Here is a 25,581-nt window from a genome sequence, read left to right as displayed (position 1 = left end):
CCCTCCCAGCCATTGACCGAGAGGTACTAGGCATGTGGTGTAGTTGCGCCCCTTTACTTATCAAATATCGAGTATATCCTTTACATTGCTCAACTTACTTCAATTTCAACCGTTCAGAAGGTTCTTACATCGAACCATGGAATGTGCGGTTGATTACATCCAATTGCTGCTCGCGAGTCAGTTTGATGAAGTTAACTGCATAACCCGATACGCGAATTGTCAATTGCGGGTAGTTCTCTGGATGTTCCATCGCGTCCATCAGCTGTTCACGGTCGAACACGTTAACGTTCAGATGGTGCGCATTGCTGCCGAAGTATCCATCCATCATCGATACGAGGTTGGATTTGCGAACATCAAGTTCTTTACCAAGCGCCTTAGGTACGATAGAGAATGTGTTCGAGATTCCATCCAAGCTGTGCTCATATGGAAGCTTCGCTACCGAGCTAAGCGATGCGAGTGCACCCTTCTTATCACGGCCATGCATTGGGTTCGCGCCTGGAGCGAATGGTTCGCCAGCTTTACGTCCGTCAGGAGTTGTACCTGTCTTCTTACCGTACACAACGTTCGACGTAATCGTCAGTACCGATTGTGTTGGCAATGCATTACGATAAGCTTTATGCTTGCGAATCATGTTCATGAACGATTCAACCAGTTCAACAGCGATGCTGTCTACGCGATCATCGTTGTTACCGTAGCAAGGATATTCACCTTCGATTTGGAAGTCAACGGCGATGCCTTCTTCGTTGCGAATCGGTGTTACCTTAGCATATTTGATTGCACTCAAGGAGTCAGCTGCTACCGACAAGCCGGCAATACCGCAAGCCATTGTGCGCAAGATTTCTTTATCATGCAGCGCCATCTCAATGCGCTCATAGCAATATTTATCGTGCATGAAGTGAATCACGTTCAGTGTGTTCATGTACAACTTCGCGAGCCATTCCATCATCTGCTTGAAGCGTTTCACAACCTCGTCGTAGTTCAATACATCGCTAGTGATTGGAGGAAGCTCTGGACCTACTTGCAAGCCAAGCTTCTCATCTTTACCGCCGTTGATGGCGTACAACAAGCATTTCGCCAAGTTGGCGCGAGCGCCGAAGAACTGCATTTGCTTACCGATGCGCATTGCAGATACACAACATGCGATACCGTAGTCGTCGCCGTAGATTGGACGCATCAGGTCGTCATTTTCATATTGAATGGAGCTTGTTTCAATCGATACTTTCGCACAATACTTCTTGAACGCTTCAGGAAGCTTTGTCGACCACAATACAGTCAAGTTAGGCTCTGGAGCAGGTCCCAAGTTGTACAAGGAATGCAAGAAACGGAAGCTGTTCTTCGTTACACGTGTTGTACCGTCAGAAGCCATACCACCGATCGATTCTGTTACCCAAGTTGGGTCACCGCTGAACAGGTCGTTGTAAGCAGGTGTGCGCAAGAATTTAACGATACGCAATTTCATAATGAAATGGTCTACCAATTCTTGAGCTTCTTGCTCTGTCAAAGTACCTTCTTGAATATCGCGTTCCACATACACATCGAGGAACGAGGATACACGACCAAGGGACATTGCTGCACCGTTCTGTTCTTTGATGGCTGCCAAGTAACCGAAGTATACCCATTGGAACGCCTCTTGTGCGTTGACAGCTGGTTTCGAAATGTCCATACCGTGCATTGCAGCCATTTCTTTCAATTCAGCGAGTGCGCGAATTTGTTCTGAAATTTCTTCACGGTCACGGATAGTAACTTCATCCATTGCATCCAGCTCAAGATTATTCAGATCGTTTTTCTTTTGTTTAATCAAGAAGTCTATACCGTACAGCGCTACACGGCGGTAGTCACCGATGATGCGGCCGCGGCCGTAAGCATCTGGCAAGCCTGTGATAATACCAGCTTTACGCGCCATGCGCATGTCGGATGTATAAGCATCGAATACGCCTTGGTTGTGTGTTTTGCGAATGTCTGTGAAAATTTTGATAACATCTTCCGGCATTTCGAAGCCGTATGCTTTACAAGCATCGATCATCATCTTAATACCGCCAAATGGTTGAATCGAGCGGCGGAACGGAGCATCCGTTTGTACACCGACTACTTTTTCTTTTTCTTTATCTAAGTATCCCGGTTTGTGCGATACGATCGTTGAAGGCGTGTTAACATCAACATCCCATACACCACCGCGTTCACGTTCTTCTTTGGAGAGCTGGCTCACGATATCCCACAGATCCTTCGTGTTTTGCGTTGGGCCTGCCAAGAATGCTTCATCGCCCAAGTAAGGCTTGATGTGTCCGTCCAAGAAGTTCGGGACATCCACGTGAGTTTGCCATTTTCCTGCTTTGAATCCACGCCAAGGATTCATTTCATTTGTTTCTGTCATGTTCTTTTCCATCACCGACATCGTAATCCCTCCATACATGTTTGTTTTTCTGTATGTGTTGTAATCGAATTGAAAGCACACACCCAGCAAGATGTTCTCGTTCCCATTTCACATTGCTTGTGATGATTTTCACGAAAAAGGCTGCAAGGCGGTTATCTTATCTTTCGCATTCGTTCGATAGCTGCCTTTTCGTAATGCCGAGTGAGGCTATGCAGCAAGTTTTTTAGAGGCGAATTCTGAACCTTTTTCGTTCCTCCCTTGCTACGCCTTCATTGTACCTCTTTTCACACATTCAAATATGTGATATTTATCACAATATAAGCTAGACAAATGATTTTTTTCACATAATATAATTCAAAATGTTGTAATCTCCACTGCTGCCCTGCTTTTTGCAGGTGCTTAGCACTTGATTAGCACTCGTTTACCGCTTTATAAGCAATGAGTTCAGTAGTTGATAAACAGCAAAGACAGCGGGGAAGATCTTCCCCGCTGCCCACTGCCCTGCTATCGTATCATTCTTACTTATTCAAATCGTCCATAGAATGCGTTCCGATATACATCAGCCAACTCTGTTACGAGTGGAAGCTTCGGATTCGCTGTTGTACATTGGTCTTCAAAGGCACGGTCTGCCAAGTAATCAACATTGGATTCGAAGTCCTTGGCATCGAAGCCAATTGCTTGGAACGATTCTGGAATACCCAGTTCGCGGTTCAATTCCCGAATTGCGTTGATAAGGCTGTTCACGCCCTCCTCCGTTGTGCGGCACGGAAGACCGAGGATGCGTGCAATTTCCGCGTAGCGCTTATCAGCTACGAAGTGGTCATATTTCGGGAACGAAGCGTACTTCGTTGGTTTCTTCGCATTGTAGCGAATGACATGAGGCATGAGAATCGCATTCGTGCGACCATGTGCAGTATGGTATTGCGCCCCCCATTTATGCGCCAAGCTGTGGTTGATGCCTAGGAATGCATTCGCGAATGCCATACCAGCAAGTGTCGATGCGTTGTGCATTTTCTCGCGCGCTTTCGGACATGCTTCATGATGGGATTTCACCAAGTTCTCGAATACAAGCTGAATGGCCTTTATTGCCAGACCATCAGTATAGTCGCTTGCCATTACCGATACATACGCTTCAATCGCGTGCGTCAAAACGTCCATTCCCGTATCAGCAACTGCCGTCTTCGGCAAGCTGTACACGAACTCTGGGTCAATAATCGCTACGTCCGGCGTCAGCTCATAATCAGCAAGCGGATATTTCGTATTGCCTTTTTCCTTATCCGTAATAACCGCGAACGAGGTTACTTCCGAACCTGTACCCGAGGTCGTTGGAATTGCGACAAACTTCGCCTTCTGGCCAAGACGTGGATATTTGAATGTACGCTTGCGGATGTCTAAGAACTTCTGCTTCAGGTTGTCGAATTCAGCATCTGGATGTTCGTAGAACAGCCACATACCCTTCGCTGCATCCATCGGCGAGCCGCCGCCCAAGGCGATAATGCAGTCTGGCTCGAAGCTGAGCATCATTTCTGTACCGCGTTCCACTGTCTTCGTCGAAGGATCTGGTTCGACATCCGAGAACACTTCAATGACGACTGGGTTGCGGCGTTGACGCAAATAGTATTCCAGCTTCTCCACGTAGCCCAGCTTCACCATCATTGGGTCGGTAACAATCATGACACGGCTAATATCCGGCATCTTCGCCAAGTATTGCGTTGCACCCTTCTCGAAGTAAATCTTATTTGGCACCTTGAACCATTGCATATTCACTGTACGCTTCGCCACCCGTTTAATATTCAGCAAATTGACCGCTGTTACGTTCGAAGAAGTTGAGTTGCGGCCATATGATCCGCAACCAAGTGTCAACGAAGGAATATTGGTGTTGTACAAGTCTCCAATCGCGCCATGAGTAGAAGGAGAGTTGACCAGAATGCGGCCCGTTTGCAGACGGTCGGCGAACTTGCGAATTACCTCGTCATCATTCGAGTGGATGACCGAAGAGTGACCCATACCGCCAAATGCCACAATTTCAGCCGCGCGGTCAACGCCTTCTTCTGCGGTCTTCACCTTGTAGCAAGCAAGCACGGGGCTCAGCTTCTCTGCAGACAGTGGGAACTTCGGCCCCACACCATCCAGCTCAGCTACAAGTATTTTCGTTGTATCTGGTACTTGAAGTCCGGCCATCTCAGCAATTTTCTTTGCAGATTGGCCCACGATGTTCGGATTCACCGCACAGGTGTCTGTCTTCATTGCCATCGCTTGGAGCTTGCCGGTCTCTTCCTTGTTCAAGAAGTAGCAGCCCTGTGTGGTCATCATTTTCTTCGTTTGTGCGTAAATCGGCTCTTCAATGATGACGGCTTGCTCGGATGCGCAGATCATGCCATTATCGAACGTCTTGGACAGAATCAAATCCGTTACCGCTTGATTCAGATCTGCCGTCTTCTCGATGAAGCACGGCACGTTGCCTGGGCCAACGCCTAAGGCAGGCTTGCCGCAGCTATAAGCGGAGCGAACCATACCAGCACCGCCTGTCGCCAGGATTAGCGCCACATCAGGGTGGTTCATCAAGCCGTTAGTCGCATCCATAGACGGATACTCAATCCATTGGATACAATGCTCAGGAGCACCATATTTCACAGCTGCTTCATGCAGGATGCGAGCTGCTTCCGCGCTGCATTTCTGAGCGGATGGATGGAAGCCGAAAATAATCGGGTTGCGTGTCTTTATCGCGATGAGCGCCTTGAACATGGTTGTTGAAGTTGGGTTCGTTACCGGCGTAATCCCCATGACAATTCCAACCGGTTCCGCAATCTTCATATAAGCACCCTGCGGATTGTCCTCGATGACACCTACCGTTTTGTCATACTTGATATAGTTGTGGATATATTCAGTTGCGAAAATGTTTTTCGTAATTTTATCTTCATACACACCGCGGCCCGTTTCTTCAACAGCCATCTTGGCAAGCATCATATGCTTATCCAAGCCAGCGAGTGCCATTTGCTGAACGACTTTATCGATCTGCTCTTGGTTCATGTCCATAAATGCTTCCTGCGCCTTATTCGCGCGGTCAATCAGTTGCTGAATGTGCTTCGTAACATCGACTTGCTCCGTTTTTTTCTCTACAGTTGGTTTCGTTTCTTGTTTTGTCGCCATTCTCTCCGCCTCCATTCATGGATACCTTGCAATGAACCTAAGAAAGGGTTTCTCTATACGGTGTGTCTGCTGTTCTGTTACGGTCCTTTTCTGAGGTTCGTGTTGGTTACAATTGTTTGTGAATCATTTCACACTTTCATTGTATCCATCTTTCGTGTGTTAGTATGTGATTAATTTCACAACACTGATTGATTTTACTTATTTTTTTATTTCTCCCCGATTTTATTTGATTGGCGTGATATTAATCACTCGATTTAACCAAACTGTAAATAATTTTAATCGTAAATAAATTGACAACTGCGTGCGGAACATCCATGATAGTAATACGTATTCATATAGTGAAACTTGTCACATGGAATTCTTTGGGTCAAAATTACTAAAATTTGAAATATGTAAATTGGAGGGGAACAGAGTGACTAACATCACCGACAAATTTGGAGAGCCCTGCAATACCTCTTGTTTCTCAGAACAGAATGTAGAACGATTAATCAATATCGGTAAAGAACGTACCTATCCTGACAGCTCTCATCTCTTCTGGGAAGGAGATCTATCTGATAAGCTGTTCCTCCTGAAGAGCGGACGTGTAAAAATCACAAAGTCTACAGATGAAGGCAAAGAGCTAATTCTGTACATGTATCAAGCTGGGGATTTGGTCGGCCAAGTTGATCCATTCCATAGTACAAAGCACACTTTCACAGCGGAAGTCCTTGAAGAAGCTGAGGTATTGCTTATTGAGCAGAAGGATATTGAGATTCTCATATGCCAGCACTGCGACTTCTCAATTGATTTCATGAAGTGGATGGGGATCCATCACCGCCTGACTCAGACCAAGTTCCGCGATCTAATGATGTATGGTAAACCAGGCGCGCTATGCTCCACTCTCATCAGATTGTCCAATACTTACGGTGAAGAATTAGAAGACGGCGGTCTCCTGATCAACAAAAAAATTACACATACCGATCTATCGAATATGATCGGCGCTACTCGTGAGAGCGTCAATCGTATGCTAAGCGATCTTCGCAAACGCGATGTTATTGAATATGAGAATGGTATGATTGTCATTCGCGAATTAGAACACCTGCGGGAAGTATGTCATTGTGAAATGTGCCCGAATGAAATTTGCCGCATCTAATACAAAACGCCCTCATGCAAGCTCATGGCATGAGGGCCTTACTTCTGTTTACCTCTACAGATAGGGTACTGCTAACGGTTTCCCGATATGAATAAGGAACATGTCCATTCCATTCTACTCCCTACCCATTGTACTTTCCTCACTGATCTTCTAATGCACTTAATTGGCTGTGAGACGGAACACATGTGCAATTGGTGCCTTGCCCCCTACTTCATGTGCGGGCAGCTTTACATGCAATCCTGCTTCGTCAGAATGGAACGGAAGCTTCTCTTCTGTCCCTACCAAATGAATTGCCGTTACCTTGTCTGTATACGGAAGAATGATGTTATCGTTAACACAAGTATCCTCCGACGGATATAAATACGTGCAATATACCGTATCGTCCTTGCGTGTAAAGGCGCAGCGCTGTGTAAAGTAAGGAGCGCAGATGCGCGTTCCATAGACGGCTTCCCCATAGGTGCCCATCCACGCGCCAAGTTCCTTGATGCGAGCAATCGCACCCTCAGGAATCCGACCATCCGGCTGTGGCCCAACATTTAGAGCCAGATTTCCTCCCTTGGCGACTACCTCCATCAGAATATGAACAAGTTGTCGGGTTGTCTTGTACTTGTCCTCAAAACGGAAGGAGAAGGATGTTCCCATCGTAATGCAGCTTTCCCATGGAACATTCATCGCTTCACTTGGAATCGTCTGTTCCGGCGTAATAATATTCTCATATGGCCCTCCAACCGTACGGTCGGCAGATAGCAGCCATGGCTGCTTCTCTCTAGCCTTCTCCACGACTTCTCCGAGACGAATATCCTGAGATACGCGGCTCTCCTTGCATACCCAACCAGCATCCAACCACAACACATCGATGCGTCCGTAGTCTGTTAACAGCTCCATAATCTGTTCATGAGTAAACTGAACGAACTGCTCCCACAATTCAGGATACTCCTGCGGATTATAGGACGGGCCCCGCCACGTTGGGTTGCTTCGCTCCATCCCTGGTGCCCAATAGGTTGGTGTATGCCAATCTGCCTTAGAGAAATAGGCTGCAATCGCCATCCCTCTGTCACGGAAAGCATCAAAAAGATGCCTGCATACATCTGCGTATTTATGGGTATGGAATGGCGTCTGTGCACCTGTTATCCGATAGTCTGTTGTTTTGGTGTCCCACATACAAAAACCATCATGATGCTTCGTGGTAAAAATCAAATACTTGAAGCCGCCTTCAACAGCAAGTTCCGCCCATAATTCCGGCTGAAAGCGCAGCGGATTAAATGTCTTATTTAGATCGAAGTATTGCTGCTTCAGTTCTTCGGCATCATAATCCCAATCCACACTATCTCGCGACCACTCTTCATCGACATCACTAAGCGCCCACGACTCTACTATACCGAGTTGGGAATAGGTTCCCCAATGCATCATTAAGCCCAGCTTCTGATCCTTGAACCATTCCAGCTGTTCAAGCAACTCAGGGCGATCTGGCTTCACCCATTCGTCTTCCGCACTGAAGTTATGTACCCCTTGCTGCACGATCTGCTCATCCTCACGTGGTTCTGCCTGTTGCTGAATGGTTTCACTCATCTCGCTTATCCTCCTCTGTCTGTTCATTGATGAAATCGAACCATTGTACTAACAAAAATATCTATTTCTAGTTAACCAGAAACCGCTCTCAATCTGCAATACAAAAACAAGGACACAAGAAATTTGCGGGGAAAATGAATAAACGAGCGGAAAATTCTATAAATGATGTTCTTTGTCAAGGATCCTGCACATCATGCATATTCACACAAAAAAGCCCCCAACATGAGACGCGCGTCCCGCGCTCACATTGAGGACTGTATGGATATGCATCCTTTATGGAGTGATGATGAATTCAATCTGGTCATCTGGCTGCAGAACAAGCTTCCGCCCCTCGGCCACCGTCATCTTCTTCCCATTTACCTTTAATGTAAAGTCTATCGTTTTTTCCATTTTCCGCTGACCGATGTGCAGCACTTGCTTGCCGTCATCTGACAAGGAGATTTGTGCAAACTCATCAATTAAATCGTTTACATTCATATTCTTTTTCCAGCTGACCACATAGGTATTGGTCATTTCTGGGATCGTAGTGCCTCCGTCGATACTCAATGTCAGTCCTGCAGTAGGCAGGGAATTCGTCTTGACATCCATTCGCTTCACAAACACAACAACCGTATCACCTGGGCCGACGATCTTCTCCATCGCTGTAGGCTGCCTAAGTTCTTCATCATTGACCACGATGCCCCATCCCATCTTCGTATCCAGGGCAACATCTCCGACGGACATGATCGCACCATCCTCTTCCGAGATCTTCACAATTCCTGTCTGCTTCAAGGAATCGGTAACGGTCATGCCTGACTTCCAATCAATCTCAATGCGTTCTGACAAGTTCGGTATATAGGAACCGCCCTCGATAGTAACAGTCACCTTCGAAGCCGGACTAGATTGCTCTTCTGCCTGCTGCTCCTGCTCAGTTGTCTTGGAGCAAGCAGTGATTATGCATATCAACAACATCAGTACAACAAGAACTTTGGAGTGTTCGGCGTAGTTGCGAATGCGTAGCCATCGTCTTTTCATTACGTCAACTCACTTTCTTGCCTTCTCTACCTATAAACATACAGGTTTCTTAGTCTATTATGCAATAAGATGAGCAAGAAATCGTATCAATCCCGTAACAAAATCCGATCGAATTATGAATTGATCGACATAAATATGAGAGTTGGCCCTAATTTATACAACTACTTCCTCCAGGATTTTCTTCATATAGGTTTTTCGTGCAGCGAAAAAGAATAGCGCCTGCATCACAACGAACATGCTCACGACTGTCAATGCATACCCCATCATATTGGAATAGACCATGTTGCTTAATGTCTTCAAGGCGAACAGCGTATGAACGCTACCTACCATGCATGGTGCAAAGAAGATAAGCCCTACTTGGAACGTAACTACACGGCGTATCTCCACAATCGACAAGCCAATTCGCGTTAACCCCTTGAAGTATGCCTGATCATCCTGCAGTTCGGTGAACAATTTGAAGTAGATGACACTTCCGCTCGCAATAAAAAATAACAAACTAATAAACAAACCGATGAACATCCCTAGAGAGGACACTTGGTTCGTGCTGCTCCAATCATACACCCTGCTTGAGATTCTGATACTGTCATCTTCCTCTTCGTTAAACGACACGTGCTCCCGAATCTTTTTGTCTAAAGCCAAGGAATACTCCCAATCCGACCAATTGAATGCATGTCCATATCGAGCTCGGTCAGCCGGCGCCTTATCGAAAAAAGGGGCAAACAAATCATCGCTAACGACTAACACATTGTAAACGCCTATACCTGAATTGATTACATTTCTTGTGGTCTTTTCCCGAATATGCCCGGATACCTTTGTAGACGTATCTCGAATCATGATCGTTACAGGCCCTGGATATCCCAAATATAGTTTCGAATCACTTGGTTCATCCACATTCAAGGGCTCACGAAGAACAAGAACCATCTCATCGTTCATAAGGGATAGGGGTTGTCCCCCCTCCATCGCAATGATCCGATTATAATCAGACACACTAACCATTGCTCCATAATTCTCTGACAATTCAGCTTGCATGTAATACACTTCAACATATCTGAAGGCAGCATCTTGTTCTATCTCGTTCTTTGTGCTGTCCCCCCAAGCCTTTATCATATCCGGTTTGATCGGCTTCTGTCTGTCCTTCGTCCAGGTGATGACGTAACTTTGCGGCATATCATTCAACTGCTTCCGCTTCATCGTCTGATCGAACGCATAAAAGCTTGCGGTTGCTGTCAATACTACTGCGCACAAGATGGATACATTGAACAGCACACGGGCATTGTCCTTCAGCTTGAATGCTGCTTGCGAGATGTTCAGCAAATTGGTTCTTCGATAATAGACGCGCTTATTTCGCTGCAGTATGCGGATAATGGCTACACTGAACTGCGTGTAGAAGAAATAGGTGCCCAGCACCGTGAATCCTAATATCGGCAATGCGGTTAAGGCGAACAACTGTATCGTCGTAACATAAGCCAGACTATATCCCAGCGCTAGCGACATTACAGAGAGAACGACGAGCACCCATGAGAATTTAGGGGGCGATTTTGGCTCTTTATGCGCCCGTATGAGCTCAACAATTTGGCTGCGCCCTACTTTTCTCAAGGAATATAAGGTAATACACGTAAACAAAATCATGTATCCTGCCGATGTTAAAAGGATTGCCTTCGGAACAATATAAAAAGTAATCGGGGTATCGACAGCCAGTATGTGGGATAAAGCCATTAAAAACAGCTTCGTCATAAAGGCGCCGATTCCCATTCCTAAGACAATGGCTAGGATAGAAATAATCATGTTCTCATAAAATACGAGTCTTCGTAACTGCAGCTTGGTCATTCCGAATAGAGTGAGCAAGCCGAATTCCTGTTGTCTGGATTTCAAAAATGCAGAGCTCGAGTATAACGTAAAGAAAAAAGAGAAGATGATGATCAAATACTCGCACAGCATCATCACTTCTCGAACTTTATGACCACCGGGCACTTGTCCATTCATTACATCAGGGTGATAAATAAATGCCGCATACATGAAGAAAACCATTACCGCGAATACACTGCTCAAAAAATAAGCGCTGTATCGATGCCAATTCCCCTTGATATTACTTGTAGCGAGCTGTCGGAATGTCATCGAAGTTCCCCCCTAACAAGCTGAGCGAATCTAAGATGTGTTGGAAGAAAATCTGTCGATTGGCACCACGTCGCAGTTCGGAGAACAATCTGCCGTCCTTAATAAATATGATTCGTTTGCAATAACTCGCTGCAAAAGCATCATGCGTCACCATCAATATGGTACGATTCGATCGCTCATTCAAATCTTCGAGCGCAGTCATAACATCCTTCGCTGCCTTGGAATCCAAGTTGCCTGTCAGCTCATCCGCAAGAAGCAGAGATGGCTGATGTATGACAGCGCGTGCAATCGCCGTACGCTGCTTCTGACCACCAGAAACTTCATAAGTACGCTTATCCAATATATGATCGATGCCAAGCCAGTTCGCCGTTTCTAACAGTCTGCGCTCAATCTCTCTAGCAGAGATGCCGTCGAGAGCAAGCGGCAATATAATATTCTCCCGAATACTTAACGTATCCAGCAGGTTGAAGTCTTGGAAGACATAACCGAGTTCTCTTCTACGAAAATAGGCCAGCTTGCGATTGCTCAGCTTCGCCGGATCCGTCCCGTTAATAAACACATCTCCAGAAGTTTGCTTGTCTATCGTAGCTAATATGTTCAACAGTGTCGTCTTGCCACTGCCTGATGGCCCCATAATCCCAACAAATTCCCCTTCGTCGATCGTTAGATTAATATCTTGAAGAGCCGTATAGGTCATGTTTCCTCTTGTTCCATATACTTTGGATAATTGCTTAGCTTCTAATACAGGCATAGGTGTCCGTCCCTTCCTCCTTGCTTACGCTCCAGAATCCTCATGTATACACACAGTATACCCTTTCCCTTCTTCGTGCCAACATCGAATTGGCTTTCAATCCCCTCTACCACCTTACAAAGTTGTCACATTCGTCTAATCCTATAACAATAGCCCTCTTCCTCATGGAAAAGGGCTTCAGGGTAAGCGCTTGTTCATCGGGTCATGTACTTAGTGCAATCGCTCCAGCAACTGATGGTGCATGGCTCTGGTCTCGAACTTCATCGTTACTGTCGTGCCTTCATTCAGCTTCGATGCAATACTGATTGTGTGTCCCAGCTTGGAGCAAACTTGTCTAACTAAGTAGAGTCCCATACCGGTTGCATCCCCTTCCTTACGGCCATTCTGACCGGTGAAGAATGCATCAAATACACGCGGCAAATCCTCAGGGGCAATACCAATCCCTTCGTCTTGAACATGCAGGAGTATCGAATCACCTTCCCGCTCCACCTTAAACGTCAACGATTTGGAGCCCTCTTTGTCCCTCATATATTTAATCGAATTCGTTACAAGCTGTGTTAAGACGAAGTTCAACCATTTCTCATCACTATCGACAATCACATCATCGGCTTCAATCTTCGGGAAAATTTTATGCTTAATCAGCGATTTTTTATTCTCATTCACAACCTGCCGGATGACCTGCTTTAGATTCAATCCCCCAACATGAAGATCCAGCTCGAACTTGTCCAGTCGTGCCGTACTCAGCATCATGTCCAGACCTCTCGTAAGACGATCAGCCTCTTCACTCACACTCCGCAGCAGCGACTCAAGCTGAGACTGATCAAGCTCATATACTGGCTGCTGTGTAAGCAAATGAATAACAGACACCGGAGTCTTCATATGATGAACCCATTGGTTCGTGAAGTGAACATGCTTCTCTCGGTCTTTCCGCATCGTAAGCAGTTCGTTCATAAATGAGCGATATTGACGTGATAGAAGCGCATGCATTCGTCTCTGCTCTAATGTGCTTGGATGCTGCAAACAAAGCGTGAAGTCACTATCACTTGCATTCGTCTCTGCATTGTACATTTCCTTGTACCAGCGCCGTTGATTCGTATAATCATAGACTAAACCAATCATAAGAATGAACACAGCAAGTATGAAGATATAGATGAGACTTTCCTTCGCAGCAAATCGCTGCCCAATGCTAAGATCTAGCCACACAACAAGCAAAGCAATCGCTATCGCTAAGAAGCACGTTAAGATAATTACAGTTCGGTCTCTTACATATTGGAGAAAGGTCATTCCCGGCTTCATTCATTCACCCATGTAGCTGACATGCGATACCCTTGGCCTCGCACTGTCTCTATTGCCTTCGCAATTCCAATCTCCTCCATCTTCTTGCGAACGCGGGTAACATTCACGGTTAGCGTATTGTCATCGACGAAATCCACATCATCCCATAACGTCTCCAGCAATGTCTCGCGAGATACGATATAGCCAATCCGTTCCATAAGGCAAGCAACGAGAAGCGCCTCATTTTTCGTCAAGTCCACACGCTTGCCTGACCATTCCAGGGTGTTCTTCGCCCGGTGCAATGTCAAGCCTTGGACAATCAACTCTTCACCATTGCCCCCACCATTAGCTGCGTATTCCCCATAGGTTCGGCGCAGAACTCCTTTTACTTTGGCTAGAAGGACGTCGAGATGGAATGGCTTCGTAATAAAGTCATCGCCGCCATTTTCAATCGCCATTACTTGATCCATTTCTCCCGTACGTGCTGAGACGAATATGATGGGTACATTCGTCTCACTGCGGAATTGTCGACACCAATAGAAACCATCGAAGGCCGGCAAATGGATATCAAGCAAAATTAAATCTGGATTGATTTCCAGCATTTCATCCTTTAATTGGCTGAATTTTGTCGCACGAGCTACATTGTAATTGTATTTTTCAAGAGAAGACTGCAAGATCGATGCAATCTTATCATCATCTTCCACGATCATAATTGTATACATAACAATACCCCCAGTTCGCGAACGTACTTCTATCTATTTTGTTGCTTTCTCGTTTCCATCATAACATAAACTTCTTTTAATCTAGAAACGAACTATCCACCTGAATGCCTATGTACGCAGATTCAGTAGAGCTGAATCTCTCCATACAATGAACACAACAGAACAAAGCTCCCGCTTCTTAAGACGGGAGCTTATCGATGTGTTCCTTCAATAATTCATACGTTGGAAATATTTACATTGTCTGTGGTAGTTCTTGATACGTGATGAGTACCCCGCCTTCACCTGCATAGGTGCCGATGACTGGGCCCATATTCACGAACAGAACTTGATCGAAGTGATATTTGTCGAGCAATTCCTTCATAAAGGCCTTGGCCCGCTCTTCACAATTGGAATGTGCAAAGGCAATCCACTCTTTGTCAACGTGGTTCCATGCGTCCCCGACCTTCTCAATCAGTCGGCGGAGCGTTTTCTGTGTGCCTCGTATCTTCTCCATCACCTCTATGGAACCCTCTTCGCTTGCCTCCATGAGCAGCTTGATGTTCAACATAGAAGCGACCGTGCCCTTGAACTTGCCCAAGCGTCCGCCACGAATGACATTATCGAGGGTATCCAAGGTGAAGTACGTGCGAGTGTGCTTCACTTGGTGGCTCACGGTATAAGCAACCTCATCAAGTGTCTTCCCCGCTCCAGCCAGCTGTGCCGCACGCACGGCAAGCAAGCCAAGTCCAGCAGATGCTGTCTTCGTATCTATAACTTCAATCCGGTTCGGATGACCTTCTTCCTCGTACATCGTCTTTGCCATTAATGCATGATTGTAAGTGCTGCTTAAGCTAGAGGTCAAGGAAAGGACCAATATATCTTTATCAGTGCCAAGCGATTGATACATATGGTAGAAATCAGCTGGCGACGGACTGGATGTCTTCGGCAGATCCTCCTCCTCTCGCATACGCCCATAGAATTGAGCGGTATCCATATCAGAGGTCAGCACCTCTTGTCCGAAACGTACATATAGAGGTACTACATGGATGCCGAACTGCTGGACGATCTCTGGAGTCAAGTCTGAACTTCCGTCCGTAATGATGTGAATGGTCATGTCATTCTCCTGTCCTAAAGTAAAAGTAAGTTAGTATCGCTCATTCCGCTTAATTATACGAGCTTGTCCATACGTTTACAACGTCAAAAAGTAGGCAATCTTGTGGACACAGCAAAAATGCCGAGCACTAACCTGCTGTCAAGTTAGGCTCAGCATCCGATGAGCTGTCCACTGCGCATTATTCTTGATCCGAATGCTGTAAGGTAGAGCTAGTCTCATCGCAGCATCCGATTGATTCGTTCACCCACTGCTCCGCCCACTGCCCTATGGCTTCCATTACTGGCTGCAGAGCCAATCCTTTGTCCGTAAGCGTATATTCAATGCGTACAGGCGTCTCTGGATACACATTACGAACTACAATCCCTGCCGCTTCCATGTCTTTCATGCGTTCACTCAACATTTTGTCGCTCATGGTAGGAATGAGTGCGGAAATATCCTTAAAGCGCTTCGGCCCGCTCAATAGCACCTGAATAAGCAGCCCGTTCCAACGCTTTCCCAAAATGCAGAATGCCGCTTCGAATCGGGGACACATTCCCAACTGATCTGATTGCATCCGTTCATCCCTCCTTCTATACTTACAAAATGTAAGCATATTTATTTTACCATAGCTGATTCGAAAAGAAAACGCGACTGACATCATTTATTACAAAATTTAATGGACTTGCAAAGAATCTGCAACTTTTTTGGTACGTACGATCATTATAATAGTATGGTGAAAACTTACAATCCATTATTTATTCAATCCGAAAATATCGGGTACTTGCAGAGCTGAGGAGGCTTCCATTGAATTCATATCGCGAGAGCAGGAAAGAGCGGCATGCCCGCATAAAGAAGCAGAGGGCGCGCAAACTGAAGCAATTAGCCGGGGTGGGATTGCTGGTAATTATCGGCCTTGGCTGCATGCTCGCGCTGACAGTGGCCATGCGCACTGTAGAGAACCAGCCTGATTTGGTTTCTCCACCTAATAAAAGTGTGACTCCTACGTCCCCACTGGAGCCAAATCACGAGCAAAAAAAGAAGAACATTGCAGCAAAGGACGAATCAAGTAAATTTGTGTTGCCTCCTTCGCAGGATCCCATCCGAATTGTCTTTGCAGGAGATGCACTCATGGATTGGTCCGTCAAGGAAACCATTCGCAAAAAAGGACCTGATTATCCATTTGAATACGTCAAGGACGAGGTCAGCAGCGCCGATTTTGCAGTTGTAAATCTGGAGACAGCTATCACACACCATACCGAGAAGGATACGAATCAACTGTATAATTTCAAGTCCGATCCGGAATCCTTGCAAGGAATTAAAAATACCGGGTTTGATCTGGTTACGATCGCTAACAATCACACCCTCGATTTTAAACAGAAGGGATTTCTCGACACACTATCATACTTGGAGCAATATGACATCCCCTATGTAGGCGGCGGAAGAAATAAAGAAGAAGCGTATCGGGCGCATACGGTGAAGATTAAGGGTCAAACAATTAAGATCCTCGCCTTCTCCCGATTTATCCCTCAAACGTACTGGTTCGCCGGAGAGAAGCGGCCAGGAATTGCGGAAGCATATAATAAATCAAGTGTTTTCCCTGTTATCAAAAGAGAACGTAAAGACTGTGATTACTTGCTTGTGTATCTCCATTGGGGGGTTGAGAAAAGTCATCGTCCAGAACCATGGCAGCGTACCTATGCGCGTGAAATCATTGATGCCGGTGCAGATGCCATCATCGGCAGTCATGTCCATGTTCTGCAGGGATTCGAATTTTATAAGGGCAAGCCAATTGCTTATTCGATCGGCAACTTCTTATTTCCAGATTATGTGCGAGGAGACAAAGCGGATACAGGGCTGTTGAATCTAACGCTGGATCAAGGAGATATCTCAATGCACTTCACCCCTTACTTCATCTATAAAGACCAAATAATTAAGAAAGATGAGGCTTATGATCGAAAGCAATTAAAGTATTTGGAATCCATCTCGTTTGATGTTAAAATGGACGGCAAACAGGTACAGGATGCAGTGAAGGCAAATGGGCGCGCAACTGCTCCGCCAACACGCTAACCATGCTAGATATGCCGACATCTCGGTCATAAGACGCGAACCTGTACGCAGGATTCGCGTCTTATTGTATGTAAGGCATAATGCCGCAGCATACACAGCAAGCAAGAGGAAGGAAGATGTAATGTGACACAGCCAAAAATAACAATCATCGGAAGCTTGAACATGGATCTCGTAACGGTCACCTCCACAGTGCCAGCACAAGGTGAAACGGTAACTGGTCAATCGTTCGCGACCATGTACGGAGGGAAGGGCGCCAACCAAGCGGTAGCCTGCGCACGTCTAGGGGCTGATGTCAGCTTCATCGGATGTGTCGGTAATGACACATTCGGCACAATGATGTTAGATAACTTGAATCGTGAAGGCATACATACTGAAGCTGTTGAAGTACTTCGTGATGTATCTTCAGGAACCGCTTCCATTATTGTGAAGGATGGAGATAATCGCATTATTGTTGTACCGGGTGCAAATGCACAGGTAACAGCTGAACGAGTTCGCGAACACGCCGATGTCATTCGCCAATCGGACATCATCGTTCTGCAGCTTGAAATTCCACTTCCTTCGGTACGAGCTGCCATCGAGATCGCGGCTGAGTCAGCAATCCCTGTCATCCTTAATCCAGCGCCAGCAATGGAACTGGATCATCAATTGCTCAGCCAAGTCACTGTGCTCACGCCGAATGAGTATGAGCTTGCCGAGCTTCTCGGGCAAGCGGATCAGGCAGGCGCCTTCGATTGGCAATCTGCTCTGCAAGCGATGCCAGGTAAAATCGTGTTAACCAAAGGGGCTGATGGAGCCTATTGGTCAGACGCCAAGGGACAACTTCACCATAGTCCAAGCCACCGGGTCGACGTTGTTGATACTACGGGAGCTGGTGACACATTTAACGGCGCTCTGGCCGTAATGCTTGCGGAAGGCCGCTCTATGGAGGAAGCAATTCCGTTCGCGACAGCCGCAGGGGCATTGTCTGTGACCGTATTCGGCGCGCAGGGAGGAATGCCGACTCGAGAGCAATTGACGCATTGGATCGCGCAGCACCAAGAGTAATAGCCCATTTAAAAGGAGGAAGCAATATATGGCAACGATTCGCATGCTGCAGGCACTTGATTATGATGCTGCAGCCAGATTGTCTGATGACGTGTTTCGCAATGAAAAGCAGATGTCGATGGCACATAGTTTTTCGTACTTGTTCTCCCCTATTACCGCTCACTCATTTGGTGCGTTTGAGGACGGGGAACTGCTCGCACATATGGGATTGCTTCCATCGGTTGTCCGTATCGGACGATCTCGACTACCTGTATTCTCACTCGGCTCGGTATGCACATCCGAGGCTGCTCGCGGCAAAGGATTCGGTACGGATCTGCTGCACAAGGTTCAAGATCATGTTGCTTCTACAGGCGGAGTGATGATGTTCGTGTCCGGAGGACGATCGCTCTATACTCGCAATCGTTGTTATCCCTTCGGTCAAACACAGATTTATACGGTTACCGCAGATGCAAATGTTGCTGAAGAATCGGGTGTTACAGCTCGCGTTCTTACTGAGAATGACTGTTTTGCTTGGTATGAACTTGCGCAGCAACGAGAAGCTGCTTTTGACTTAAGCTTATGGGATATGCACGGACTTGAGCATGGCGGTGCATTCGCTTCCTGCGTCATGATGAAGCCTAAGGTATACGTACTGGAACGCAACGGTCACATTACTGCATACATCTATATCCTGTTCCCTTCTGCCAAACAGCAGGATGCTGCACCTCGTGTATATGAGTATGGCGGCGCCGCTGAAGAGGTTGCATACTTGCTGCAGCTTGTAATGAAACAGAAGCAAATCACTGCTTCCCAACTGTACGTACCATGGCAGGATACGGAAGTCAGCACTTGTCTGCATGGCTATTCTTCGGAAGAGGAGCCAAACCAAGGGACGTTGTATGTTCCGAGCATAGAGCGATTATTCCGCTATATGCAGAACTGGTGGAGTGATCAAGGGGCACTGGCTGCCCATATTCAGGTCACAGAGCTTGAAGGCGGCAATGTTCGCCTTGAGTATCCAGATGCAGCGTCAGTTGAACTTACTGAGAGTCAATTGTTCTCCCTGCTATTCGATCCGAAGGCAACTGACATTCTCCCTCCTGAATGGCCTTCTGCCGAGCAATTGAAGATCACAATACCACTTCCTTATACGATCGGACTTTTTTACGTATAACTTAATGTTCTCATCATCATTTCTTCTATCGCAGTTGTACTGCTTCAAAGCGCACTAAAATTAGTGCGCTTTTACTTTTGAAGTATACAAAGTTCCACACTGTTTCGCCTTGCCCCAAGCTTTCCTCTTGATGTGAACCTGAATTTTCGCATACAATGAACAAAAGTAGTAGGATATAATCAGAAGGTGAATCCTAGAAATGATTACCCCTTATACTTCCAAGTATCCACATCCCGATGCAGCCTTCTTTTAATTTGTATAATAGGAGCATTTTCATATGGCTACCATTTATGATATTGCGAGACAAGCCAACGTCTCCGCAATGACCGTATCACGCGTCATTAATAATACAGGCAGGGTCAGCGAAAAGACCCGAACCAAAGTTAAGCAAGTGATGGAAGAGATGCAGTACATACCAAATTCGGTTGCTCGCTGTCTCGTCACCCAAGAGAGCAAAATATTATCTCTACTTATTACAGATATCACAAACCCATTCTTCACAACAATGGCCCGTGGAGCGGAAGATGCCGCCATGCAGCATGGATATCGTCTTATGTTCGGCAATAGTGATGAGAGCTTAGTGAAGGAAAAAGACTATGTTCAAATGATACTGTCCATGCGGGTGGATGGTGTCCTATTTGCGCCCAGTGGAGACCAATCCAAAGAACATCTGGAATGGCTGACAAGACAAAATGTCCCGTTCGTGCTGCTTGATCGTGAGGTTCCAGGGATCGATTGTGATGCAGTACTCGGGGATAGTCGTGGCGGTGCCAAACAGATGGTCAGTGAATTAATTCGGTATGGACATCGACGGATTGCCCTATTGAACGGGTCTGAAGAAGTATCGACCGCCAGGGAGCGCAAAGCAGGCTATATCGCCGCCTTGCAGGAAGCCGGCATCCCATTTGACGAACAACTATGCATGCAGATGGGCTATTTACATGATCGGGATGCGCTCGATTTATCTCATTGGACGGAATTGGAGCCGCAATCTCGCCCTACGGCTATCTTTGCTGCCAACAACATGCTTGCGCTCTCTATCTTTACGGCGCTGAATCATGTCGGACTGCGAGTTCCGGATGATATCTCGATCGCTTGCTTTGACGATTTTGGGTGGGTAGAAGAAGCGAATCCGTTCTTTTCTGTTGCTTCACAGCCTGCATATCAATTTGGAGAGACCGGAATGCAGCTGCTGCTTGAGCGAATCAAGGATCGGGATCAAGCCTCCCGCCGAATTATTTTGCCCTGCCAAGTCCACATGCGGCAATCTGTACGACAGCTATAGAACCATAATAAGCTCGAGCACGTTCACGGCCTATTCGAACGGGATTTCATCCCTGTTCAGAACAGGCCGGTCTTTTTTGTCCAGTGAATACCACGAAGCTGCCCCAATCGTGTTCCTTGCCTCTTTCTCCGACTCTAATGTATTTTCTTACCTGTAGACCTAGTAAATCAAGCGTACTAGAATAGAAACATTGACGCTTCTTTTTCTTTTATGCATAAAAGCGTGTAAGCGTAAAAGCATCTATCCGATCTTTACATACTAAAAACGTTACCATCAAGGAGTTGAATAACTATGAATACGAATGATGAACAATCAGTCAAGCAGCCACTCCGCTTCGTGCAGAGTGTTACCATCTTTGCGGTCATCATCGCCATTTTACTGCTTACAATACTTGGCTGGGGTGCACAGCCGCACATCCCACTGCTAACAGCAACTGTTGCCACAGGCTGTCTGCTCTTGCTGTTCGGACAATCGTGGAATCTAGTAGAACGATCATTGATTAAGGGACTTCAAGCTTCTGTTATGCCTGCCTTGCTCCTATCTCTTATCGGAATCCTGATTGCAGTATGGATGATGAGCGGGACAGTTCCTACGCTACTCGTATATGGAACCTCTTGGTTTCAGCCTCAATGGTTCACGATTAGCGCTCTGTTGCTTACGGTTATCGTCTCGATGTTCGTCGGCAGCTCAGTGACGACAGTCGGAACATTCGGCGTAGCCTTGATAGGCATGTCGGATTCCATGGGCGTCCATCCCGCAATCGTAGCAGGGGCTGTCGTGTCTGGTGCCTGTTTTGGGGATAAGATGTCTCCGCTCTCTGATACGACGAATTTCGCCTCTGCCGTTGCACGTGTCAGTATGCCTGATCATATTCGCAATATGACGAAGACGACCGTACCCGCATTTCTTATTACCTGCATCGCCTTTTTATTTTTCGGTTCTTCCGCTCAATCCAATATGGATCAATTGCTGTCGATGCAGCAGGATATCCGCAGTGTATTTCATATTCATCCGCTAACTTTACTGCCGCTTGCTGTCGTGCTTATCGCTGCATTTAAGCGATTGCCAATCATCATTACGATGCTGCTCGGTATTGGATCGGGTCTGCTAGTTACTGCGCTCATTCAAGGAGACGTAAATGTTCCACAATGGATGGAAGTGATGCAGGGAGGATTCCAAGGGTCATTCCAGCTGGAGGAAGTAAGCCGCATCGTGAACCGAGGTGGCCTTCAGTCTATGACTTGGGCAATATCGCTCATTGCGATTGCCTTCGCTCTAGGAGGATTGCTGCAGCATGCAGGCATCATTGAAACGATGTTCAATCGTCTGATTGCACCTGTGAAGACCAAGGAAGGACTTGTTGTCACAAGCGGACTTAGTTCAATCGGGGTGAACATGATTACAGGGGAACAATACATGTCGATTCTGATTCCGGGCCAATTGTTCGAATCCGAATATGATAAGCGCGGCATTCCACGACTCACCTTATCTCGTACATTGGAGGATTGCGGAACATTAGTGAATCCGCTTATTCCTTGGGGGGTCAGCGGTGCAATGATGACAAGCGCTCTTGGTCTTACCGTACTGGATTACATGCCATATGCTTTCTTCCTGTGGGTATCCCCACTGGTTACATTTGCTTTTGCACTATTGCCCGGGTTAAAACGTGTGACACTCGGTAATTCACAATAGCAACTTCATTACAGGTCATCAGTCGCAACGAGATGATGACTAAGCGGTAGGATACAGAAGACCCTATTGCTTCTTCCAATCCAGTTATGATACTGTCTTCTTAACTAGTCATGGATTATAGACAGGAAGGAGGGGATAAGATGCGCCTTATACATGCCCGTATGCCAAGGTATATATTGCTTGTACTTAGTGTGCTTGCTATCGTATGTACAGCACTTACCCCTCTTGCTTCGAATGAAACGATGTTCATGCATCCTGATGAATCCGCATTTACGTATCCCGAGCATGTAAGCTCTGTAGTAGGCATTCATCAGGTTCAGTCTATTAAGCATTTTTCCATGCCTTTATGGTTCATCTTATTCATTCTCTATATCGCGATCGCCCTCTTGAGGAGCCGGCTGCCCAGTTACAGATTTGATACGCCGTATATGATTTTACTGCGCAGTCAATTCTTGAGGCCTCTCAAATTCACTTCTAGGTTCGTGGCTCGTCCCCTCGCCTGTACAACTCAACAATCACTTACAGACGAGGAGAATAACAATGACGACAACGAACACGAACACGGAGAAACAAATGAAGCAAGAGAGCGGGCCTTCCGGCAAAGAGCAAGCATTGAAAACAGATATACAGGTTCTTAATCGGGATTTGAAGCATATGATATGGTTTATTATCCTGTCAGCGGTAGTCATTACCGCACTTTATTTTCTCATGTAACGAACTACAAGCATCCCACACAGCCTCTGCTGAATGGGATGCTTTTTTTATGGATCCCATCACGAAAGCGCATTCAAAAATATAGACACCCTGACGGCTTTCCACTCTGCATCTCAGTTCGATGTGAGGAAGGAGAGTGTAAATACCATTTTTTATACAATTTCGAGAAATAAAGAGCATCTTCGTAGCCGACAGCCGCAGCAATTTGCTCGATTGTTAACCTTGTCGTCATCAGCAATGTTTTGGCGCGCTCCATCCGGATGCGCAGCAAAAACTGCATAGGCGATTCCCCCATTTGTTTGCGGAACATCTTCGATAAATAGGTGCGGTGATAGCCTAGCGTATGTGCAAGTTCGTCTATGGATATGGATTTATCAAACTGCAGCGACAGCCAGCGAGCTGCTTGTTCTACCTGACGTTCGATATCGGAGCGTTTATCATCGTTATTCGCATCAGAACCTTTGTCAGTAGTACGTGCATATTCAGCAAGAACAACACGCATATAGCCCTCAGCTTCCATGTCCCCAGCACTGCCTCCTATTTGAAGTGCTTTATATACATTCCGGAACAACGCTTCTACTCGATGTATGCGATAGCCTTGAACAACTGGTGCATGCGGCCCAATGCCGATTATCGCCAACAGCTGTTCGACACCGCTGCCGCGATATCCTATCCAGCGGTACTGCCAAGGATCTGCTTCATCAGCTACATAATGATGAAGCTCCCCCGGGAAGATGAAGAAGCTCTCTCCTGCCCCAACTTCATAGGCAACCCCTCTAATCGTAAATTTCCCTCTGCCAGACTGTACACAATGCACGATCCCGTAATCATGAACGCTAGGACCTACGTGGTGCAGAGGTTCCGTGATTGATTGGCCGCAGAACAATACGGACAGTTCTCCCTTGGAAGGTGCTTCATTAATTGCGAGATTTGCTCGTTCACCCATCCGGTTCCCTCCTAACTGACAACAATCCTCCATATTCACATTCGTTTTCCCCATACCAAGCCTTAATCGATTCAGATACATTAATTGTACAACAATCATTTCCAAGTTGCATCACACCATGCCGATGATCCCTTACATTTCATGACAGCAGCTTGGAACGAAAGGAGACAAGATGTATGAGTAAAATTACATTTCTCGGAGCAGGAAGCACCGTATTTGCCAAAAACGTATTAGGTGACTGCATGCTCACTCCATCACTGCAAGGATTTGAGCTTGCCTTGTTCGATATTGACCACGAGCGTCTTCGTGATTCCGAAAGCATGTTGACCAACATGCTTGGAACGACTGGCAGCACCTGCCGAGTTGTTGCCTACACAGACCGCAAAGAGGCACTGCGCGGCGCTAAATATGTAGTGAATGCGATTCAAGTTGGCGGGTACGATCCATGTACAATTACAGACTTCGAAATTCCGAAGAAGTATGGCCTTCGCCAAACCATTGCAGATACGCTCGGAATTGGGGGTATCTTCCGCAATCTGAGAACGATCCCTGTCATGCTTGATTTCGCCAAAGATATGCAGGAAGTATGCCCAGATGCTTGGTTCCTGAACTATACAAATCCAATGGCCGTGTTGACCAATGTGATGAACACATACGGCGGGATCAAAACAGTAGGACTCTGTCATAGTGTTCAAGTATGCGTACCTTGGCTGTTCCATGATCTTGGCATCGACAGTGAAGGTGTAAGTGCGAAGATTGCAGGCATTAATCATATGGCGTGGCTGCTCGAGGTAACTCGCAACGGCGAGGACTTATATCCAGAAATTAAACGCCTTGCCTTGGAGAAACAAAAGACAAAGCACACCGACATGGTACGTTACGAACTTATGTTCAAATTCGGCTATTACGTGACGGAATCCTCCGAGCATAACGCTGAATACCATCCATACTTCATTAAGAAACAGTATCCAGAACTGATCGAGAAGTATAACATTCCTCTTGATGAATACCCTCGACGCTGCATCAACCAAATTGAAGGTTGGAAAAATATGCGTGAACAGCTCGTCAATAACCAGCATATCGAACACCACCGTACCCATGAATATGCCTCATATATTTTCGATGCTATGGAAACAGGAACACCATTCAAACTAGGTGGTAACGTTATGAATACGGGACTTATCACCAATTTGCCGCGCAATGCATGTGTTGAGGTTCCATGCTTCGTTGATCGCAACGGAGTTACGCCTACCTATGTTGGCGATCTGCCGCCACAGCTTGCAGCGTTGAACCGCACGAATATCAATACTCAGCTTCTTACGATCGAAGCGGCTATTACAGGGAAGAAGGAACACATCTACCACGCGGCCATGCTCGATCCGCATACGGCAGCTGAGCTTAGCCTTGATGATATCGTATCCTTATGCGATGAACTGATCGAGGCTCACGGAGATTGGCTTCCGAAGTTCGTATAGGGAAGAACTCATGCAAAAGCGGTACAGTTGATCG

At 46.4% G+C, this 25,581-nt stretch carries 19 protein-coding genes; 8 read left to right on the top strand and 11 right to left on the bottom strand.

Annotation, left to right across the window (positions count from 1 at the left end; genetic code table 11):
* Positions 1 to 124: 124 nt before the first annotated feature.
* Together pflB and adhE are read right to left on the bottom strand one after the other, a co-directional pair.
* Positions 125 to 2,392 carry a formate C-acetyltransferase gene (gene pflB, locus M3661_RS05685; RefSeq protein ID WP_285852843.1) on the bottom strand — a complete coding sequence of 756 codons (2,268 nt, stop codon included), beginning with the start codon at positions 2,390 to 2,392 and terminating at the stop codon, positions 125 to 127.
* 501 nt (positions 2,393 to 2,893) lie between these two features.
* The gene (gene adhE / locus M3661_RS05680; RefSeq protein ID WP_251482911.1) at positions 2,894 to 5,521 is read right to left on the bottom strand and encodes a bifunctional acetaldehyde-CoA/alcohol dehydrogenase; all 2,628 of its coding nucleotides are present in this window, start codon (positions 5,519 to 5,521) and stop codon (positions 2,894 to 2,896) included.
* 412 nt (positions 5,522 to 5,933) lie between these two features.
* Here adhE and M3661_RS05675 point away from each other — a divergent pair, with 412 nt between their 5' ends.
* On the top strand, positions 5,934 to 6,653 hold the full coding sequence (locus M3661_RS05675) for a Crp/Fnr family transcriptional regulator (RefSeq protein WP_021253026.1): 720 nt from the start codon (positions 5,934 to 5,936) through the stop codon (positions 6,651 to 6,653).
* Positions 6,654 to 6,812: 159 nt separating this feature from the next.
* Here M3661_RS05675 and M3661_RS05670 read toward each other — a convergent pair whose 3' ends face one another.
* From M3661_RS05670 to M3661_RS05635, 8 genes are all read right to left on the bottom strand, one after another.
* Positions 6,813 to 8,222: an alpha-L-fucosidase gene (locus M3661_RS05670; RefSeq protein ID WP_251482910.1), complete on the bottom strand. Its 1,410-nt coding sequence runs from the start codon at positions 8,220 to 8,222 to the stop codon at positions 6,813 to 6,815.
* Positions 8,223 to 8,495: 273 nt separating this feature from the next.
* Positions 8,496 to 9,236, bottom strand: a complete 741-nt coding sequence (locus tag M3661_RS05665) for a hypothetical protein (RefSeq protein ID WP_065291929.1) — start codon at positions 9,234 to 9,236, stop codon at positions 8,496 to 8,498.
* Between the two features lie 153 nt (positions 9,237 to 9,389).
* Positions 9,390 to 11,351, bottom strand: coding sequence for an ABC transporter permease (locus tag M3661_RS05660; RefSeq protein ID WP_251482908.1), 1,962 nt, complete (start codon positions 11,349 to 11,351; stop codon positions 9,390 to 9,392).
* Positions 11,323 to 12,102 (bottom strand): ABC transporter ATP-binding protein, encoded by a 780-nt coding sequence (locus M3661_RS05655; RefSeq protein ID WP_065291928.1) that lies wholly within the window; start codon positions 12,100 to 12,102, stop codon positions 11,323 to 11,325. Before M3661_RS05655 ends, M3661_RS05660 begins: the two co-directional genes overlap by 29 nt.
* 210 nt (positions 12,103 to 12,312) lie before the next feature.
* Positions 12,313 to 13,398: a sensor histidine kinase gene (locus M3661_RS05650; protein ID WP_251482907.1), complete on the bottom strand. Its 1,086-nt coding sequence runs from the start codon at positions 13,396 to 13,398 to the stop codon at positions 12,313 to 12,315.
* The gene (locus M3661_RS05645) at positions 13,395 to 14,099 is read right to left on the bottom strand and encodes a response regulator transcription factor (protein ID WP_021253032.1); all 705 of its coding nucleotides are present in this window, start codon (positions 14,097 to 14,099) and stop codon (positions 13,395 to 13,397) included. Before M3661_RS05645 ends, M3661_RS05650 begins: the two co-directional genes overlap by 4 nt.
* Before the next feature lie 232 nt (positions 14,100 to 14,331).
* The gene (locus M3661_RS05640) at positions 14,332 to 15,192 is read right to left on the bottom strand and encodes a DegV family protein (protein ID WP_065291927.1); all 861 of its coding nucleotides are present in this window, start codon (positions 15,190 to 15,192) and stop codon (positions 14,332 to 14,334) included.
* Between the two features lie 178 nt (positions 15,193 to 15,370).
* A complete protein-coding gene (locus M3661_RS05635) occupies positions 15,371 to 15,745 on the bottom strand; it encodes a winged helix-turn-helix transcriptional regulator (protein ID WP_021253034.1) in 375 nt (124 codons plus the stop codon).
* 230 nt (positions 15,746 to 15,975) lie between these two features.
* Here M3661_RS05635 and M3661_RS05630 point away from each other — a divergent pair, with 230 nt between their 5' ends.
* From M3661_RS05630 to M3661_RS05605, 6 genes are all read left to right on the top strand, one after another.
* Positions 15,976 to 17,238, top strand: a complete 1,263-nt coding sequence (locus M3661_RS05630) for a CapA family protein (RefSeq protein WP_251482905.1) — start codon at positions 15,976 to 15,978, stop codon at positions 17,236 to 17,238.
* A 123-nt stretch (positions 17,239 to 17,361) separates the two neighbouring features.
* Positions 17,362 to 18,282, top strand: a complete 921-nt coding sequence (gene rbsK / locus M3661_RS05625) for a ribokinase (protein ID WP_021253036.1) — start codon at positions 17,362 to 17,364, stop codon at positions 18,280 to 18,282.
* A gap of 28 nt (positions 18,283 to 18,310) precedes the next feature.
* Positions 18,311 to 19,435, top strand: coding sequence for a GNAT family N-acetyltransferase (locus M3661_RS05620; protein WP_065291925.1), 1,125 nt, complete (start codon positions 18,311 to 18,313; stop codon positions 19,433 to 19,435).
* Between the two features lie 277 nt (positions 19,436 to 19,712).
* Positions 19,713 to 20,720 (top strand): LacI family DNA-binding transcriptional regulator, encoded by a 1,008-nt coding sequence (locus tag M3661_RS05615; RefSeq protein ID WP_065291924.1) that lies wholly within the window; start codon positions 19,713 to 19,715, stop codon positions 20,718 to 20,720.
* 291 nt (positions 20,721 to 21,011) lie between these two features.
* Positions 21,012 to 22,412 carry a Na+/H+ antiporter NhaC gene (gene nhaC / locus M3661_RS05610; RefSeq protein WP_065291923.1) on the top strand — a complete coding sequence of 467 codons (1,401 nt, stop codon included), beginning with the start codon at positions 21,012 to 21,014 and terminating at the stop codon, positions 22,410 to 22,412.
* 540 nt (positions 22,413 to 22,952) lie between these two features.
* Positions 22,953 to 23,126 (top strand): hypothetical protein, encoded by a 174-nt coding sequence (locus tag M3661_RS05605; RefSeq protein WP_155987320.1) that lies wholly within the window; start codon positions 22,953 to 22,955, stop codon positions 23,124 to 23,126.
* A gap of 73 nt (positions 23,127 to 23,199) precedes the next feature.
* Here M3661_RS05605 and M3661_RS05600 read toward each other — a convergent pair whose 3' ends face one another.
* Positions 23,200 to 24,072 (bottom strand): AraC family transcriptional regulator, encoded by an 873-nt coding sequence (locus M3661_RS05600; protein ID WP_065291922.1) that lies wholly within the window; start codon positions 24,070 to 24,072, stop codon positions 23,200 to 23,202.
* Positions 24,073 to 24,248: 176 nt separating this feature from the next.
* Here M3661_RS05600 and melA point away from each other — a divergent pair, with 176 nt between their 5' ends.
* Positions 24,249 to 25,547 carry an alpha-glucosidase/alpha-galactosidase gene (gene melA, locus M3661_RS05595; protein WP_251482903.1) on the top strand — a complete coding sequence of 433 codons (1,299 nt, stop codon included), beginning with the start codon at positions 24,249 to 24,251 and terminating at the stop codon, positions 25,545 to 25,547.
* Positions 25,548 to 25,581: the final 34 nt, after the last annotated feature.

The sequence above is a fragment of the Paenibacillus sp. MER 180 genome (genome assembly GCF_023713665.1).
Taxonomy (GTDB): domain Bacteria; phylum Bacillota; class Bacilli; order Paenibacillales; family Paenibacillaceae; genus Paenibacillus_B; species Paenibacillus_B suaedae.
This window is presented reverse-complemented; position numbering and strand designations above follow the sequence as displayed.

What these genes read in the sequence shown, in the direction of transcription:
- pflB (WP_285852843.1), bottom strand. Translation starts at nt 2,392, where the DNA reads ATGTCGGTGATGGAAAAGAACATGACAGAAACAAATGAAATGAATCCT.
- adhE (WP_251482911.1), bottom strand. Translation starts at nt 5,521, where the DNA reads ATGGCGACAAAACAAGAAACGAAACCAACTGTAGAGAAAAAAACGGAG.
- M3661_RS05670 (WP_251482910.1), bottom strand. Translation starts at nt 8,222, where the DNA reads ATGAGTGAAACCATTCAGCAACAGGCAGAACCACGTGAGGATGAGCAG.
- M3661_RS05665 (WP_065291929.1), bottom strand. Translation starts at nt 9,236, where the DNA reads ATGAAAAGACGATGGCTACGCATTCGCAACTACGCCGAACACTCCAAA.
- M3661_RS05660 (WP_251482908.1), bottom strand. Translation starts at nt 11,351, where the DNA reads ATGACATTCCGACAGCTCGCTACAAGTAATATCAAGGGGAATTGGCAT.
- M3661_RS05655 (WP_065291928.1), bottom strand. Translation starts at nt 12,102, where the DNA reads ATGCCTGTATTAGAAGCTAAGCAATTATCCAAAGTATATGGAACAAGA.
- M3661_RS05650 (WP_251482907.1), bottom strand. Translation starts at nt 13,398, where the DNA reads ATGAAGCCGGGAATGACCTTTCTCCAATATGTAAGAGACCGAACTGTA.
- M3661_RS05645 (WP_021253032.1), bottom strand. Translation starts at nt 14,099, where the DNA reads ATGTATACAATTATGATCGTGGAAGATGATGATAAGATTGCATCGATC.
- M3661_RS05640 (WP_065291927.1), bottom strand. Translation starts at nt 15,192, where the DNA reads ATGACCATTCACATCATTACGGACGGAAGTTCAGACTTGACTCCAGAG.
- M3661_RS05635 (WP_021253034.1), bottom strand. Translation starts at nt 15,745, where the DNA reads ATGCAATCAGATCAGTTGGGAATGTGTCCCCGATTCGAAGCGGCATTC.
- M3661_RS05620 (WP_065291925.1), top strand. Translation starts at nt 18,311, where the DNA reads ATGGCAACGATTCGCATGCTGCAGGCACTTGATTATGATGCTGCAGCC.
- M3661_RS05615 (WP_065291924.1), top strand. Translation starts at nt 19,713, where the DNA reads ATGGCTACCATTTATGATATTGCGAGACAAGCCAACGTCTCCGCAATG.
- nhaC (WP_065291923.1), top strand. Translation starts at nt 21,012, where the DNA reads ATGAATACGAATGATGAACAATCAGTCAAGCAGCCACTCCGCTTCGTG.
- M3661_RS05605 (WP_155987320.1), top strand. Translation starts at nt 22,953, where the DNA reads ATGACGACAACGAACACGAACACGGAGAAACAAATGAAGCAAGAGAGC.
- M3661_RS05600 (WP_065291922.1), bottom strand. Translation starts at nt 24,072, where the DNA reads ATGGGTGAACGAGCAAATCTCGCAATTAATGAAGCACCTTCCAAGGGA.
- melA (WP_251482903.1), top strand. Translation starts at nt 24,249, where the DNA reads ATGAGTAAAATTACATTTCTCGGAGCAGGAAGCACCGTATTTGCCAAA.